The following is a 16918-nucleotide window of genomic DNA, read 5'->3' as shown; positions in this document are numbered from 1 at the left end:
ATGTATTGCTAAGGTTAATACATGCTCCTGTTGTTAGGGAGGCAGCACCTTACTGTATAATCAGATACCCCAACAAAAACATTAATATATCTCGAAAATAAAATTCCTTTAAGTCTTTTATGGATTTTCTTCTTTAATCCATATCCGTTTAATGGTCTCGGATTATGATCAATAGCAATTATTTTAGCTTTTGAAATTTTTTTTACTTTATAAAAAAATGGAGTACACAACTCTACAAAATGAGTAATAATATGCGAATATTGCTTTTTATTTTGATTACAAAAAGAGAGGAAATAATTTTCTACATTTTCTATTTCACTACTGTAGATAGTCAAATCCGAATAATTTCCATGATTTGAATTGTTAGGAAAAAACCAATCAACATGAATATTATGATCCTTACATTTTTTATCGAAATTCCAGAAAAAATAATCCATACCTCCAACTCTTTCAGAAATAATTTATAATTGCAGAGAACTGCTATTCTTTGAAACATAACTAATTATTAACTATGATAACAATTGATTAAAAACTTTCCACATTCTTTCTGATGCCAATTCAGGTTCTTTTCCTGCCACTATTGTAAACCATGTTTTACACTCTGCTACATTAGAAACTTTGTTACTAATAACTTTTTTCACTTGTTCTTTTAGTAGCTTCTTATTATACAAAAAACAGCGGCTTCACTACTTGGCATCGACCTAAAATGTACATAATCATAATTTTGCCCAATATCTCGAATTCCTTTTTTTAATTGTGGCTGTTCATAATTTAAGTAAATACAAGGCCTATTATGCATAGCAAAATCAAAAATGGTAGTCGAGCAAATATTCACAACCATTTCACTGTGCTCACAGATATTATACAACAATTGTGCATCTTCGGGAAAGGCATAAAATCGCTAACATCACCAATTTTTTCCCACAATGGATTAATTACCTGCACAATATCTTTATTTGCTCTAAAACGAAATTATATCTATCAGAATTATCAAGAGGACATTTTCTATAAATAATCCCCAAATTTTCTCCTTCTAAATTTAGATTCTTATTACATTAATCAAATCTTCTAAATAATACTATCTAATGGGAAGTAGTTAAATCATCTCCCGAATAACAGACATATTTTCTTGCCATATCCAAACTATGCTCCTTAAAAAACGTTTCTCTAGATAAAGCTAAACTTTCATCAAAATGAGTTTCAAATTGGGGAGTTCCTGTAACAAAAACCTGATGCTCAGCTATTAATGGATAATATTTTAGCAACTCATTTTTATCAAATCACTCCATACCATATAATAATCAGCCTCATACACAATCATTGCCTTAGGAACATTATCCCAGGATTGTATAAAACAAACTGTTTTTATTCCCAAATCTCTTGAAGCCAGAATTATACTAATGGCTTGCGAATTCCTTTGGTTAGAACAAAACACAATTTGAGGCTTGTTTTCTAACAGTTGTCTCTTACAAATTTTATAATTCGGATTTTTTCGTTCTTGTTTATCAATTTTTTTTCTTAACCGAATTAAACCTTAATCCAAGCATAAAACTGAATTAAAAAAATAACAAAAAGACTTTTTAGTGAATTATTCAGCCCTTCAAAACTTAAAGGAAATTTATATTTATCATAAATCATATCGTTAAACTTTTTTTTCCAAAGATTTAATTCGATATGTTTTTTAGCTCTTAAAAAAAGAGGTGTTAATCGTGTAACTTTCCCATTTTTAATTTTTATTTCTTCAAATCCTAACCTTTTTTGATTGGAAAATTACTGGCATTCCAATAAATTGGCTCAAAACCCAATTCATCACCTAAAATTTTTAAATGAAGAATAAACGAAATTTCTAATCCTCCCCCATCAGGCAACAAAACCATTATTTTTTTTGAAGACATACTAAAATCCTTTGACTATAATAATTTAAACTTTTCTATTTTTTAATTTTTCTCTTTGTACTTGTTCAATAGGTAAAACATCTTGGGCTTTAAAGGTTAAAGCTTTATTAACAGCTTTCAAATCACGAACCAGCTTGCGTAAGCCTTCTGGTTCTAATGAAGCAGCATGGTCAGTTCCTTTCCAGGTTCTATCTAGAGTATAATGTCTTTCGATGATATTAGCTCCCAAGGTATACGCAGCTATATCCACTGCAATCCCTAAATGATGCCCGGAAAAGCCAATATATTTTACGATACCTTCATATTTTTCCTTTAGTAAATTAATATCCAACAAGCATACATCTTCAAAAGGAACAGGATAACCTGAAGTGCAGTTGTACAATACTAAATCTTGATTACGTTTTTTCTCAATAAAAAAACTTACTAAATTATCAGTTTCCGATTTAGTTGTCATTCCCGTTGAAATGTGAATTTCTCCCTGATAGTTATCACACAACCAAGACAACATATCATAATTGTTATTACAAGCTGAAGGAATTTTTATAAAGTTTGGTTCCAAAGAAGCTATTTCCTTAGCAGAAGTCAGATCCCATACAGAAGTAGAATACGTCATTTCTAATCCTTCACAATATTCTTTCAATTCAGCATGTTGTTCAAGATTGAATTCTAAATATTCCCGATGAGTTCCATAAGTACCTCCATATGAATTAGCTGGATTTGGATGAGGGGCATTATATTGTGTTTCAGTTAACAATTCTACATTATTTCGTTTTTGAAATTTTACAGCATCAGCCTGACAATAAATTTTTGCCATGCGAATCAGTTCTTTTGCAATCTTCATATCTCCTTTATGATTGCATCCAATTTCTGCAATTACATATGGAGTTTTATAATTTTTCATTTCTTATTTCTTAAATTATATTTTAATATTCTTTATTAAAAATTCTTAGCATTTCTGATGAGAAAACTAATTAATATCTGACATTGTATTTCATAATCCATTCGCATACTTCTCTAATTGCTCCCGCACCTGACGTATTGGTCAAAACAAAGTCAGCGTTTTGTTTTATGGCATCGACAGCATGGCTGGGGCGAATGACCAGCCCACGCTACACATATTAGCCATATCGTTTATGTCATCCCCTACGTAAGCTAATGCTCCTTTTGTAATTCCTCGCATTTGTAAATAATGTTGTAAAAAACTATACTTATCTTTTACAAATAAAAAAGTATCTTCAATTTGCAATTTTCGCATACGTTGTGCGACTAATTCAGAATCTTCTGAGGTCAAAACGATAATCTTAACATTATTTTGTCTTAGTATCTCTAATCCCATACCATCACGCATGTCAAATACTTTAAAATCTTCTCCATTTTTATTGTATGCCACACGTCCATCTGTAAATACCCCATCTACATCCAAAACCAAATATTCAATACGTTGTTGCATTTTTTCTCTTTTCAAACGCTGTATCAACAAATTTTCAACAATAACCCAATCAGTCATTGAGTCAATTTCAGTTAAACTATCTTCAGACATATGTACAAGGCCAATACTTCCACTCACTCGATTTTTTGTTTCTAAAAAACTCTTTTTGGTAGTGGCATATATTGCGCCATTTTCAATTAACAATCCCTCGAAATCCTGACGGCGGGGGCGTTGAAAAACATCATAGTTTTGAGGTGTTCCATTAGCATTCCATGTGAATTGATGTGTATTTACTACCGTCAAAGCTGAATTTCTACCTTCTTTCACTTCTTTCAAAACAGCATTAATATCCATAGCCCGAGTAAAAGGAGATGTTGCCTGCAATAAGCATAAAACTTCAAAATCTGCCGTTATACTTTCAACAAACTCAATCATTGCACTTTCGGTAGAGGCAGTATCCGTAGCATTTTCTTCGGAACGCAAAGCCGTCTTTACTTTTGGACTCCAAGCGTATTCTCGATTAACATAGTTGATAATTTCAACATCGTCGGTAAACACATAAACTTCATCTAAATTAGAAAAAACAGCCTCTGAAAGCACCCAAGAAAACAGAGGCCGTCCAACTATTTTTTTTTTATTTTTCCCTAGTATTCCCTTAGATCCTTTGCGTAACGGAATGATAGCAGTTGTTTTCATTGTTAAACTTTATTAATTAGTTTTTTGAAAATAAAAAAAGATTCTTTTATGTTTTTTGTTCAGGTTTCCAATACAATTTAGTATCAGATAATTTAGTAAATTCATTAAATTCCTGCCTTGTCAATCTATTACTTTGTCTTATTAATCTATCCAAGTTCCAGACAAGATCTAATAAAGCTTGCAAAATAGCCAACAGAGCTTTGAAATCTCCTTTAAATACTTTTATTTTAAACTGTATCCACAAAGTATATAAAAATCGCTTAGGAATTTCATTTAAGGGATAAAATAAAAAGTACAGAATACCAGCCAGTTCGGAGGGATCTTCTCAAACGAATACTATAATCTTTATCTTTTTTCCTAGATTTCACATCAACTCTGTGATGGACTAGGACATCAGGTAAATAATGTACTTCCCATTTTTTCTTAAATAATTGATAGGAGGCAAAATTTTCTTCTCCATAAAAAACAAACCATTCTGGATAAGCAGGAATATCCCGCCAAGCTTTCATACGCCAAACGTGGGCACAGCCAACAAAACTTTTTACACGTGTTGGATAATCATTTGAAGAAATATTGTTTGGACTTTCTTTTGACCAGAAAATTCTAAAACTGAACAAACCTACTTCCTCATTTTTATTAAAATAATCTTCTATTATTTCTAATGGTTCATCAAGTAACAAAATGCGCATCATCATCTAATGAAATAGAGAAATCCGTTCTTGCTTCATTCAACATCATATTCCTACAATATAAATACCCTTTAGAGGTTTTATTGGTATGCAAGGTAATTTTAGGATAGTTCTTTTTCAAAAGTAATCTGAAGTTCCGTCAATTGATCCATCATCAAAAATAACACAAACAACATCATCTCTATCTATTAAACATTTAATTTTTTGTAATGTAAAAGCCAAATCATCTTTACGATTTTTGGTAGTAATTAAGATTTAAAAACTAGAATTCACCATTAATTAGCTGATAGTTTATTGATTACTTCCTTTAAATATGTGGCTGATACATATTCTTCTAAATCTTTTCTATCTAAATTTAAACAGTCTGGATTTTGCTTCCATAATTGATATAGCTGTTCTATTAATGAAGCGATTCTATCTACATCATCAACTTCTGAGCAAAACTCATAATCTTTCCCTAATAACCTTCTAGTTTCACTATAATAAAGGAGATAAAGAAAGAATAGTTTTATTAGCCTCAACACAATGTGGAAACTTAGCTGGCAAAAAAGGACTGATTTCTCCTTTTGCTTCTAAAATAATATTGACTGATACATTTTTTTGTAAATGATACACCTCATCAAAAGGTTTATTTCCAATATGAATAAAAATTTCAGAAATATTTTGTTTATAATTTTCAAGCATCTCTGTGTGGTATGAAGCATTTCCTAATAAAATAAGTCTTGATTCATTTCTTGCATTAGGATTTCTCTCTAAAAACATTCTAAATCCCTCTATCAAACCTTCTGGAGATCGCTGTTTCAGTAAATTTCCAGCATGTAGCAAATTGAATTTCGAAATATCAAAATAAGATGGAAAGACAGTGTTTTGAACTTCATATTTTTCATTTTGATGTGGAAATAGTTCCCGTTTTATCGAATTTAGGAAAATAACTGCTCATCCATTCTTTTAATAATTGACTAGGAAAAGCACTGTATTTTGCTTTTTCTGATAATCTCTAAAAAAAGCTCTTTTTGATAATAGCTTGATTCTACCCAGTTATAAGGTCTCGGATAATAATGAAACGGATATGGATCATGCACATAAACTATCCATTTATGATGTAAATGTGGCAATTGAAGTACTGCATAATGTGATCTAAAACTCGCTCCTTTACTCAAAGTCAATACCAAATCAGACTAAAAACAATATTTTTTTTAACGATTTACTAATACTCTTGGTATCGTTAAAAAATGTAAATGAAAAACCAAATAACCGCTCAAAAAAAGGAGCTAGATTAATTTTTAAATTTCGGCTTAAAAACGCGCTGTAACCTACTTAAAAAATAAAAGATAATACTCCATTTTATTTCAGGAATAGCAATTGTTTTTATCCCTTTTAATTTAATATTTCTTAAAGTATAATGATATACTAAAAGTTCAAAACCAGCTTCTTTTAAATTGTTGATCAAAGCCACATTTGCTTTTGATCCGCTACTATCCTCTATATCAATAGAATCTACAATAACTAAAATTTTTAATATATTTTTCAAGCAATTGTATTTAATGAAGTTTTCGTTTATAAATAAGGCATCCGTTCTTGAGGCAAAGCCTTCATTAGTATATTCAAAATCATAGAATCTAATCATCTTAAATCCGTTTTGAGAAAGATAATTAAATATATCACTAAATGAAGATTGCCCGATATAATTTTCGTGAAAAAATTTTCTACAAAAACAAACTGAACTTTATTTTGATTCATCATTTTGTTTGCTCCTTGCAAGACATTAAGTTCAAAGCCTTCTGTATCTGTCTTTAAAAGATTAATGTATGGAATATCATTTTCGCTACAATAATCGTCAACAGAAACAATCTCTACGAAATAAGTATCAATTATTTCTGATTTTGTATAAGCCCTTTTAAGAAATGAATTTAAAGCACTCCAAGAATATTCATTAAATTCTAAAGAACCTTTTTCACAACCTACGGCTTTATTATTCAAAAACACATTTTCAACATTCCCATAGTCTTGAGTAATCCTTTTAAAACAATCTTTACTTGGTTCAAAACTATGTAAATATGAATTTGGAAATATTGTTTTTACTTTGAATATTGTTTGTCCCAAATTTGCTCCAATGTCAAAAATAATTGGATTACTACCCAGTCGCGACTGAATTGCCAAAAATGGATTATCATTTAATAAATTATTTTTATTTATCTTGCTTATTTTATATCCTTTACGATATAAAAATTCTTTAAGTATTTTTTTCATATTTATTTAACGGATTTGCCGCTATAGATATTTTCATTGCAAAACATTAAATAATCGACAATCTTTTTAGAAGTATCTCCATTTCCATAAGGGTTTTTTGATTTTTTAAATCCTTTAAAATCGTCTAAAATAAGTTGAATAGTATTTATAATTTTATTTTTATCAGTTCCTACCAAGGTCGAAAACCCTTCCTTAACCCCTTCTGGTCTTTCAGAAACATCCCTAGTCACCAAAACAGGTTTACCTAATGACGGAGCCTCTTCCTGAATTCCACCAGAATCTGTCACAATCAAAAAAGATTGCTGCATCAGCCAAATAAATACTGGATAAGAAACTGGCTGAATCAGAAGAATATTTTTTTTATTTGAAAGTAATTCAGAAACTATTCTTTTAACATTTGGGTTTAAATGAACTGGATAAACAATCGTAACATCTTCTCTTTCTGAAATTTTTAAAAGTGCTTCACACAGATTTCTTAAACCTGATTCAAAATTCTCTCTTCGATGTCCAGTTACTAAAACTATTCTTTTTTTACTTGGAATTTCTTTTTTTAATTTTTCAATTTCTGGATGATGATAATCTTTTTTTGATATCTTATTTATAGTCCATAATAATGCATCAATAACTGTATTACCAGTTTCAATAATACTTTTGGGGAGAATACCTTCGTTTAGTAAGTTTTGTGTTGCTTGAAGTGTTGGAGTAAAATGAAAATCTACCAATCTACTGGTTAATTGTCTATTAATTTCTTCCGGAAACGGTGCCTTTTTATTATATGTTCGTAATCCTGCTTCTACATGACCTACTTTTATACCTAAATGAAATGCAGCCAAAGCAACCATTGAAGATGTTGTAGTATCTCCATGCACTAAAATTAAATCAGGCTTCTCTATTATTAAAACTTCGTCTATTTTACAAAGGATTTTAGCACTTAATTTATTCAAACTTTGATTTGCCTGCATTAAATCGAGGTCATAATCTGGTACTATCTCAAAAAAATCCAAAACTTGATCTAGCATTTGTCGGTGTTGTGCCGTAACACAAACAATAACTTCAAGTTGTTTACTTTTTAATTCATAATATAATGGAGCCATTTTAATAGCTTCTGGACGAGTACCAAAACAGAGAAGGATTTTCATTTTTTAAATCGTTTTTTTATTTTATAAACTGGAAGACGCAAAGAGTAAGAATGATAAAATAAACTCCATTTTAAATGTTTAAAAAAACTTAGATCTAAAACATTTTGTATCCGTTTAAACAAATCATATTCTTTAAAACCAATAGAAAAGGTTACAAAATATTGAATTAATGGAGTTGTAAACAATTGTTTATCTTTTAAATTCTGAACGACCAAAATAACCGCATCAGCCTGAGAAGCTCTCCTAATTGGATTATTCTGAAAAAACTCACCTGTATTTGAATTAGAATGTTTTCTTCCATAAAATAAACATTTATTTATTGAAACACCCTTTATTCCTGTAGATACAATTCTGGAATACAATTCCCATTCTTCTGCAAACATCAAATGTTCTACAAATCGATTATTAACAAAACACTCTCTCTTCCACATTACCGCACAAGAATTAAATGGCAAATCATTATTTAGTATTCTTTCCAGATCATTAACATCGATTTTAAATGATGTATATTTTTTAGAATAATCAAAATTATAGTCAAATTCATTAAAAAAAACTTCTCTCTGATATCTACAAAATGAAGCTTCATTTTTATTTAATTCCGTAACACATAATTCTAAATTTTGCGGATGAACTATATCATCATCATCAAAAAAGATAATATACTCCCCTTTAGCCATATCCATACCGTAATTACGGCAACCTGGTAACCCTTTTCCATATTGATTTGGCCGTTTAAAAAATTTAAAACGTAAATCTAAATCTAAAATAGGACTGATTACTTCTAATGTATTGTCTGTTCCTCCATCATCAATAATTAAACATTCCCACTCTGGATAAGTTTGACTCTGAATCGAAGATAAAGTTTCTAGAATAAAATGACCTCTATTATAAGTTGCCATTACTATAGTTACTATAGGTTTCATTTATTTAAAAAACTTTTTATGAATCGTAGTGGCCTTAACAATAAATATCCTAATCGATATTCAATTTTTTTTAAATACTTCAATTTTTCGTGTTCTTCTCTCTGGGTCTGAGATAAGAGATTATCAACAAAAAGGTTATAATTACTAATGTAAAGCTCTTTATGCTTTGTGTAAATATAATTCAATAACTCATACTTATCCAGATTAGCTTTTGCAGTTGTAGAATTATTTCTTTTCCTATAATTATACAATGGTTCTTGAATTATTGTGGCACTTCCTCCATTTTTTAAAAGTCTGATAAAAAACTCCCAATCTTCAAAACCTTTTTTCATTGTTTCATCATAACGCCCAGAATTGTTCCAATCGTCTTTTTTAAACATTGAAGTTCCAAGTGCTGCATTAGAGAATAAGAAATCCTTAATAGTGCCTCCAGTAGGTTTAAAAAGAATTGTTTTATTGCTTTCAGAAATCAAATTGGCCTGACAGCTTACCAATTTTAAATCTAAATTATTTTTAAAAATTGTACATGCTTTTTCACAAAAAGTCGGTTCAATGTAATCGTCACTATCTAGCACCAAAATGTAATTTCCATTTGCTACTTCAATACCTATATTTCTCGCTTTACTTTGTCCGTAATTTTCTTGAGTGATTAATTTAAATATTTTAGATTCTAATTTTTTTAAGACTTTTTTAGTTTCAGCATTTGAGCCGTCATCTACAACAATAACTTCAATATATGGATAAGTTTGATTAACTGCAGAAAGTACTGACTGCTCAATATATTGAGCATCATTATAACATGGAATTATAATTGATATTGAATAACTATTCTCCATATTTAACTTTTTTTAAAGCTGCTAACCATTTTAAACCATATTTGGCATCTGGTTCTAAATGATTTCCTTCAGCCCATTCATTCCATGATTTTATTATTATTATTTGTGGATTTTTTGGATTTTTCAACAATTCTTTCAATGTTTTCTCTAAATGAACTTTCCAAGAATCTGGATTCGATTTCATAAAGATTAGTGATTTTTTTCCACTTCTTGCAGAATTATCCCAATTCGGAAAAACGCAGGGTATATATTTCTTATCAGGAAAAGTGACATTAAAACGAGAAACTGCCTTATTATAATCAAAAATCAAAGGCTTGAGTCTCTTTCCTATTTCGTTTGTAAAACCAAGTTTAACTTTTATTTTTCTTTCAAGCCAACCTAAATATCTAACATCTTCAAATAAAAACCCTTTTTTATATCTCATGTTATGAAACACTTCAATTCCAACTTTCCCGTATATATGATTATTTTTAAAAATCATATCAGATCCATGCGTAGCAACAAAATAAATACCATTAAATCCGTTTACAATAGCAAAATCGTTAAATACAGTTATAAATTGATCTGGATCTGGAATATCATCAAATCGATAAACATGAAACATCGGTTTATTATCTATCTTGATATAGCGTTCATCTTTAAAGAAAGGTAATAAATAATCAAAATAAATTTGATATCCTCTTTCATCGTCATAAGTCTGCTCGATTAAAACATTTGGATTATCTAAACCATGCCAAATACCTTTCCAAGTTTCATTTGCCCAACAAAAACAAAAAGGTAAATCTATTTTTTTATTGTTCAACATAGCTTCAGCAGGTTTCTCTAGTAACATTTTACCATTTCCAAACCAATATTGATAATATATAAAACCATCAATTCCATAATCTTTTGCTAATTGAGCTTGTTGTTCTTGTATTTCTGGTACCCTTAAGTCATAAAAGCCCAATTCACCAGGCAAAATGGGCTGATTATGTCCTTTGAATAAAGGTTTCGCTCTAGTTACATTTGTCCATTCGGTAAAACCTTTACCCCACCACTCATCATTTTCTTCTATAGGATGATATTGTGGAAGATAATAAGCTAAAAATTGTATTTTATTTTCAGACATTTCAAGTATTATTTCAACTACTAAATCTAAGTTATACTCTAAATAAGATTATTTATATTTCCCGAACACAGTAAACCCAAAGAATTTCTTACAAAAAATATCTATTACAAATTTTTCGCTTTTTAGATTTAATTCATTCATTTTTTTTAATGCTGTTAATTGGTATTCCATTTCTTTAAATGAGCCATAATACTTTACAAAAAAATCAGCATGCTTTACACTTAAATAATTTAAAATATCAATCTCATTTTTACGATTCATCGATTGAAGCATTGATGTTTTTTTAATTCTATAATAAAAATGAACTTCCTCCAATCGCTTTACAGTACCTCCATTTTTTAAAATAGCGATCCATAATTCCCAATCTTCCCACCCATGTTTCATTGACGTATCATAACCTCCAACTGAGTTCCAATCTTCTTTTTTAAAAAAAGCAGAGCAAAATATTAAATTATTCCTACTTAAATTAAAAAGTGAAAAAGAAGGTAACTTCCATTCACCTATTTCTTCTCCAAATTTTTCTGCTTTACAATACACAACTTTTAAAGAAGAATTCTTCTCAAAAGCTTCTATAGCCAATGAAACATAATTTAAACCTATTTTATCATCAGCATCCAATGGTAAGATCACTTCTCCAATTGCTACAGAAATACCCAAATTTCTAGCACTACTCAGTCCTCCATTTTTTTGATAAATGCTTTTAAAACGACCATCTTTCTTTCTCCATTTTTCGACTATTTCTCCTGTATTATCAAGGCTTCCATCATTTACAATTATACATTCCCAATTCTCATAAGTTTGACATAAGACCGATTGTAAAGCCTCTTCTAGATATTGGGCTTGGTTATAACAAGGAACGATAAGGGAAACTTTTTTATTCATGCCTTTTTAAAATGTTTTTCAAAAATCTTTTAATGAACTTTTTTGTCAAAAAAAAATTAAAATATTTCAAATAAAAATATAATACAAAAAAAAATTCAGACAATTTTAATTTTCTCTGTTTACTTATTTCATTTTCATAAAACCTGATGATTTTTTCCTTTTCTTGATTCGTATAATTTTTTAGTTTTTTTAAGATTAAAAACCTAAAAAAAGATACTACGGAAAAACTCTTAAGATTATTATTATCTTGTTTTCCAGAAATATTAAATATTGAGAGTCTAACAAACACAACACATTCATTAATCGTAAAAATAGGTTGATCATCAGAAAAATCTAACCAGGCCCGATCATCGCTATTCCATGCTAAAGGATAATCATAGAATCCGAATTTAAGAAATGATTCTCTTGAAAAAACATATTCAGATAGCGAGCTCCTTGTCAAATGCTCAAACTTTCTGTAGAATGAAACTGTGGCCATTTCCCATATAGGGTGCGTAAAGATCTCACTAACCGTATTATTTTTCTCAATTATTATTTTAGATGCAAATCGAATAACTTGTGCTTTCTTATAAAATAAATTAAAATTTACATACCATAATTCAACCAAATTATTATCAATAAAATCATCATCTCCTAAAATCATTATCCATTCCTCTTCTTTGCTTAATTCAATACAGCGTTCCCATTGCCTTGCTAGCGAAATACTTCCTAAATTTTCCTCAAAACGATGATAAAAGAATTCAAACTTTCCATGAAATTGACTTAATAATTCTAATGGATTATCACTACTTGCATCATCACCAATATAAACCTTAAAACGTTTATCTGTTTGATTTGCTAAAGATTGAAGTGTAGACTGAAAAAAAATCCGTTTATAGTATGGTATTATTATCGCAAGCATATCCATTATAAAGTTTTAAAACCAAACATAAATCCTTAAAAGTTAAACCTTTTAATGCTCAAACTTCAGTTTTTTAATTTATAGTAAATTTTCTTGATCATCCTTTTAGGAAATTTATAATTACCCTTAACAATTTTTAATAATACAAAAAAAATATGATTAGAAACAAAACTATCCGAATATTTACTGTGTAAAGATAATTCTAAAGCTAAGACTGATTCTAATTGTCTTTTAAATATAATTTTATTAATTTTTTCTTCATTGAAATAAGATAGTAAACAAACAAATAATTTTAAATTACTTTTAATTATACTTAAATCTGAGCTACTCGAAAAAACACCAACTCCATATCTATAAACTGCCATATCTTCTTCAATATATTTTAATTTCCCTTCTTTGGCAAGCATCATGTATAAAAAATAATCCCCAATAGGAGAAAGCTCAAATTCAAATGGAAATTCTTTTATTATATTTCTAAAAACTACAGAGGGCGTATGTATATAGTTTCCTAATCGGGCTAATGTTTCTAATGTTTCATAATTTTCTGGTACTTTTGTAATAAAATCTTCTACAATTGTACCATCTTTTTTCAAAATGTTTACTGAGTGAAAACACAAAACATAATCAGGATTAGCTTCTAAGAAATCAACTTGTTTTTGTAATTTTAAAGGATCAGTCCAATAATCATCTCCCTCACACAAGGCAACATATGTCCCCCTACATTTATTGTATGCAAAAGTACTATTAGCTTGCATTCCAATATTTTCTTTGTGTCTAAAATATTTAATTATATTACCTTTTGGATGATTTTTTATAATTGTTTCAATTATTTCTGCCGTAGAATCTGGAGAGCAATCATCAGCAATAATTAATTCAAAATCAAAATCAGTTTGTTGCATTAAAACACCCTCTACAGCTTCTTGTATATAGAGTTCTTGTTTAAAAGTAATCATCTCAACTGATATCTTTAATTCTTTCTGATTATTTCCGTTTAATGAATTACTTTTCAATTCTATTAGCTATTTAATTTTATTCTTAAGAAATAATTTGTAAATCAATAAAGCCATTCTTTTTAACAAAAACAAGTTCGGCTAGCCATAAAACTTTTAATTCAAAAGGCCTGTTCAAATCTGTTATTTCAAATAGCCTATATCCCTTTTCATCCATGAAATTAATTAATTTTAAAAAACTATTATTAAAAGCTTTATTTACTATTCCTGCTTCGACCATAAAGATTTCTGTTTTACCAAAAAAATTACTTGCTCCTCTTAAAACCTCAATATCTAAACCTTCTGCATCAATCTTAATAATATCTGGGATAGGCAAATTAATTTCTGAAAGTAAATCATTTAATGTTACCACGGGAATTTCTATTTGCTTAAATCCTTCTCTTTCTGCTTCTTCTTTAGTGTATCTAAAAGAACAGCTATCATCTCTATCAACTATCGTGAAAAGAAAAGATCCTTTTTTTTCACCAGCTCCAACAGGATAAAACTGAATTTTTGAATTAGTGTCTAAAATATCTTGCAATGATTTCTTTAGCCAGCTTTGCGGCTCCAATAAAGTGTAATTTGCATCCGGAAAATAATAAAGCGCATCTCTTGTCCATGTACCATGATTAGCTCCTATATCAACAATATGTTTTGGTTGAAAATCAATTTCCTTTAACGTATTATAAAAATTTGACAATAAAGAGCTTTTACTGCTCATATCAATAGGACTCGTTTTGATATCAGTACTAATTTTGCTTAAATTATAACCTAATTTTCTAATTAATAATTTAGATAATCTTTTTATATTTTTATTCATCTTATATTTAATTACCTTGAATTGACCAATCAAATTTTGGTTTTATAAACCCTGGCTCTTTACCCATCCAGGAGCCAATTGGTCTTTCTCCTTCTTGAATAATGAATGACATAATATCCTTCTCCACAAACAATGTGGTTTTAGAATTCTCTATTATATAAAGTGATAAATAGTAGGTCCCAATATTTAAAAATCCCTCAGGAAAAGTACATTTTATTTTATTTAACCCATCATTCAATTTAAATTCACTACTTATATGTGAAAAAGTAAAGAGTGATTCTCCCATATCATTATTTAAAACATAAGTCAAATGAAGTTTTTTTGAATTGTCTTTTAATGTAAAAAATGTATTAATTTCTATCTTTTGAAATTCATCTAATACATCGTCAGAGGTTTTTCCATATGGGTTTAAGTTTATTTCATGAAGAATAAATTCATTTTTATCATATTCTGAAGAAAAAACCTTTTTATTCATTGATTCAGAATCATGGCTCAAATAATAGCTAACAGCCTTTTCAACGTTTCCACTCATTGCGACTTTTCCATTTACCAATACCAATCCCCTTGTACACAAACTTTTTACTGCTGCCATATTATGGCTAACAAATAAAACAGTTCTACCTCCTTCACGAGATATATCTTGCATCTTTCCTATTGCTTTTTTCTGAAACTCAGCATCTCCTACTGCCAAAACCTCATCAATAACTAAAATTTCAGGCTCCAAGAAAGCAGCAACTGCAAAAGCCAACCGAACAGTCATTCCGCTGCTATATCTTTTTACAGGAGTATCTATATAACGCTCACATCCAGAGAAATCTATAATTTCATCTAACTTTAATGTGATTTCTTTTTTCGTCATTCCTAAAATTGCACCATTCAGAAAAATATTTTCTCTTCCTGTAAGTTCTGGATTAAATCCTGTACCTACTTCCAATAATGATGCAATACGCCCGCGAGATTTGATACTTCCTGTAGTTGGAGCAGTAACCTTTGATAAAATTTTTAATAACGTAGACTTTCCTGCCCCATTTTTACCAATAATCCCTAAAACTTCTCCACGTTCAACTTCAAAATTAATATCTTGTAAGGCCCATACGTAATCACTCGTCCCTTTAATACTTCGATCATTTATATCACCTATTTTTAAATAGGGGTTTTCTTTTCCGCGTATGCGATGCCACCATCGATTTAAATCATGACTTAAAGTTCCCGTACCTACTTGCCCTAAACGATATTGTTTAGAAATGTTTTCGGCTTTTAATATAATGTCTTTGCTCATTTTTATCTACAATTATCTCACATCTATATAGAAAGAAGACAATCTATTATATTTATTTATTGTAATTCATATAAAAGTTATACTGTATCTATAAAACTTTTTTCCGTTTTATTAAAGACTAATAATCCCGCTAAAAATATAATTATAGTCACTATAAAAGTGTAAAAAAGGCCATAAAATGAAATTTCACCAACGTTCAAAAGCATGTATCTTGATGTCTCAATTATATATGCTAATGGGTTATATTGTACTAACCAACCATAATTTGGTAATTTATCTTTTATCAATGCCATCGGATATACAACAGCAGAAAGATACATTAACAATTGTACACCAAAACCAATTAAATTACTAAAATCTCTATACTTAGTAATTAATGACGATATAAACATCCCTAATCCTAGTCCTAGAATTCCCATCAATACAATAATTACAGGAAAAAAAAGTGCTGCAATATTTAAACTAATAACCGCACCTTGAAAATAATAGTAAATATAAAAAACAATAAAAATCAAAAACTGAATTCCAAATTTTATCAAGTTAGAAATTACAATAGATAAAGGAGTAATTATTCTTGGAAAATATACCTTACCAAATATCCCAGCATTCGCTCTAAAAGTATCAGAAGTTCCGGTAAGACAAGCCGTAAAATAATTCCAAACTGTAATCCCTGCAAGATTAAACAAAAAAGGAGGGACAGTCCCCGTATTAATTCCAGCAACATTATTAAATATTATCGTAAATGTTACTGAGGTAAATAAAGGCTGAATTAAATACCAAAGTGGCCCTAGCACTGTTTGTTTATAAACAGTTACTATATCTCTTTTTACGAAAAGAACCATCAAATCACGATATTGCCAAACTTCTTTTAGATTCAGCGAAAAAAAATTATTCTTAGGTGTTATTTCAAACAACCAAGGAGTTGAAACATTTTCTGGTTTATTCATGAATAGTTTTAAAATTCTGTCTGAAAAGCAGACAGCTAATAATCTTTTTAGGAGCCATAATTATACTATCTTTCCGTAGCAAATATAACAATTAGATGCAATCATTATTATTTACTGTAATTCTTAATTCTAAGT

Annotated in this window: 21 protein-coding genes; all 21 read right to left on the bottom strand. The window is 29.3% G+C overall.

Annotated elements, in window-relative coordinates:
- Window positions 1–14: 14 nt before the first annotated feature.
- Entirely contained in the window at window positions 15–437 is a 423-nt protein-coding gene (locus AC1RYN_RS12150) for a hypothetical protein (protein WP_481807168.1), read from the bottom strand.
- A gap of 72 nt (window positions 438–509) precedes the next feature.
- Window positions 510–641 (bottom strand): hypothetical protein, encoded by a 132-nt coding sequence (locus AC1RYN_RS12145; RefSeq protein ID WP_481807167.1) that lies wholly within the window; start codon window positions 639–641, stop codon window positions 510–512.
- 441 nt (window positions 642–1082) lie between these two features.
- The gene (locus tag AC1RYN_RS12140; protein ID WP_481807166.1) at window positions 1083–1265 is read right to left on the bottom strand and encodes a hypothetical protein; all 183 of its coding nucleotides are present in this window, start codon (window positions 1263–1265) and stop codon (window positions 1083–1085) included.
- A 483-nt stretch (window positions 1266–1748) separates the two neighbouring features.
- Window positions 1749–1895 (bottom strand): hypothetical protein, encoded by a 147-nt coding sequence (locus AC1RYN_RS12135; RefSeq protein ID WP_481807165.1) that lies wholly within the window; start codon window positions 1893–1895, stop codon window positions 1749–1751.
- 25 nt (window positions 1896–1920) lie between these two features.
- A complete protein-coding gene (locus AC1RYN_RS12130) occupies window positions 1921–2796 on the bottom strand; it encodes an N-acetylneuraminate synthase family protein (protein ID WP_481807164.1) in 876 nt (291 codons plus the stop codon).
- A 165-nt stretch (window positions 2797–2961) separates the two neighbouring features.
- Window positions 2962–4020, bottom strand: coding sequence for a cytidylyltransferase domain-containing protein (locus AC1RYN_RS12125; RefSeq protein ID WP_481807163.1), 1059 nt, complete (start codon window positions 4018–4020; stop codon window positions 2962–2964).
- 269 nt (window positions 4021–4289) lie between these two features.
- Window positions 4290–4700 (bottom strand): glycosyltransferase family 2 protein, encoded by a 411-nt coding sequence (locus AC1RYN_RS12120; protein WP_481807162.1) that lies wholly within the window; start codon window positions 4698–4700, stop codon window positions 4290–4292.
- A complete protein-coding gene (locus tag AC1RYN_RS12115) occupies window positions 4690–4830 on the bottom strand; it encodes a hypothetical protein (protein WP_481807161.1) in 141 nt (46 codons plus the stop codon). The genes AC1RYN_RS12120 and AC1RYN_RS12115 overlap by 11 nt, the downstream gene beginning before the upstream one ends.
- Window positions 4831–5186: 356 nt before the next feature.
- Entirely contained in the window at window positions 5187–5471 is a 285-nt protein-coding gene (locus AC1RYN_RS12110; protein WP_481807160.1) for a hypothetical protein, read from the bottom strand.
- A gap of 514 nt (window positions 5472–5985) precedes the next feature.
- Window positions 5986–6336, bottom strand: a complete 351-nt coding sequence (locus AC1RYN_RS12105) for a hypothetical protein (protein WP_481807159.1) — start codon at window positions 6334–6336, stop codon at window positions 5986–5988.
- Window positions 6333–6959 carry an FkbM family methyltransferase gene (locus AC1RYN_RS12100; RefSeq protein ID WP_481807158.1) on the bottom strand — a complete coding sequence of 209 codons (627 nt, stop codon included), beginning with the start codon at window positions 6957–6959 and terminating at the stop codon, window positions 6333–6335. The genes AC1RYN_RS12105 and AC1RYN_RS12100 overlap by 4 nt, the downstream gene beginning before the upstream one ends.
- A gap of 2 nt (window positions 6960–6961) precedes the next feature.
- Window positions 6962–8098 (bottom strand): non-hydrolyzing UDP-N-acetylglucosamine 2-epimerase, encoded by a 1137-nt coding sequence (gene wecB / locus AC1RYN_RS12095; RefSeq protein WP_481807157.1) that lies wholly within the window; start codon window positions 8096–8098, stop codon window positions 6962–6964.
- Window positions 8095–9021, bottom strand: a complete 927-nt coding sequence (locus AC1RYN_RS12090; RefSeq protein ID WP_481807156.1) for a glycosyltransferase family 2 protein — start codon at window positions 9019–9021, stop codon at window positions 8095–8097. The genes wecB and AC1RYN_RS12090 overlap by 4 nt, the downstream gene beginning before the upstream one ends.
- Window positions 9018–9857, bottom strand: coding sequence for a glycosyltransferase family 2 protein (locus tag AC1RYN_RS12085; protein WP_481807155.1), 840 nt, complete (start codon window positions 9855–9857; stop codon window positions 9018–9020). Before AC1RYN_RS12085 ends, AC1RYN_RS12090 begins: the two co-directional genes overlap by 4 nt.
- Window positions 9847–10965, bottom strand: a complete 1119-nt coding sequence (locus tag AC1RYN_RS12080; protein WP_481807154.1) for a glycosyltransferase WbsX family protein — start codon at window positions 10963–10965, stop codon at window positions 9847–9849. Before AC1RYN_RS12080 ends, AC1RYN_RS12085 begins: the two co-directional genes overlap by 11 nt.
- Before the next feature lie 48 nt (window positions 10966–11013).
- Window positions 11014–11847, bottom strand: coding sequence for a glycosyltransferase family 2 protein (locus AC1RYN_RS12075; protein ID WP_481807153.1), 834 nt, complete (start codon window positions 11845–11847; stop codon window positions 11014–11016).
- Window positions 11840–12748 (bottom strand): glycosyltransferase family 2 protein, encoded by a 909-nt coding sequence (locus AC1RYN_RS12070; RefSeq protein ID WP_481807152.1) that lies wholly within the window; start codon window positions 12746–12748, stop codon window positions 11840–11842. Before AC1RYN_RS12070 ends, AC1RYN_RS12075 begins: the two co-directional genes overlap by 8 nt.
- Window positions 12749–12813: 65 nt before the next feature.
- Entirely contained in the window at window positions 12814–13758 is a 945-nt protein-coding gene (locus AC1RYN_RS12065) for a glycosyltransferase family 2 protein (protein ID WP_481807151.1), read from the bottom strand.
- A gap of 25 nt (window positions 13759–13783) precedes the next feature.
- Complete coding sequence (locus AC1RYN_RS12060; RefSeq protein ID WP_481807150.1) at window positions 13784–14557, bottom strand: FkbM family methyltransferase; 774 nt, start codon at window positions 14555–14557, stop codon at window positions 13784–13786.
- A 7-nt stretch (window positions 14558–14564) separates the two neighbouring features.
- Window positions 14565–15836 (bottom strand): ABC transporter ATP-binding protein, encoded by a 1272-nt coding sequence (locus AC1RYN_RS12055; protein ID WP_481807149.1) that lies wholly within the window; start codon window positions 15834–15836, stop codon window positions 14565–14567.
- A 77-nt stretch (window positions 15837–15913) separates the two neighbouring features.
- The gene (locus tag AC1RYN_RS12050; protein ID WP_481807148.1) at window positions 15914–16783 is read right to left on the bottom strand and encodes an ABC transporter permease; all 870 of its coding nucleotides are present in this window, start codon (window positions 16781–16783) and stop codon (window positions 15914–15916) included.
- Between the last annotated feature and the right edge of the window lie 135 nt (window positions 16784–16918).

The organism is Flavobacterium sp. TC780, from assembly GCF_056783245.1.
This window is presented reverse-complemented; position numbering and strand designations above follow the sequence as displayed.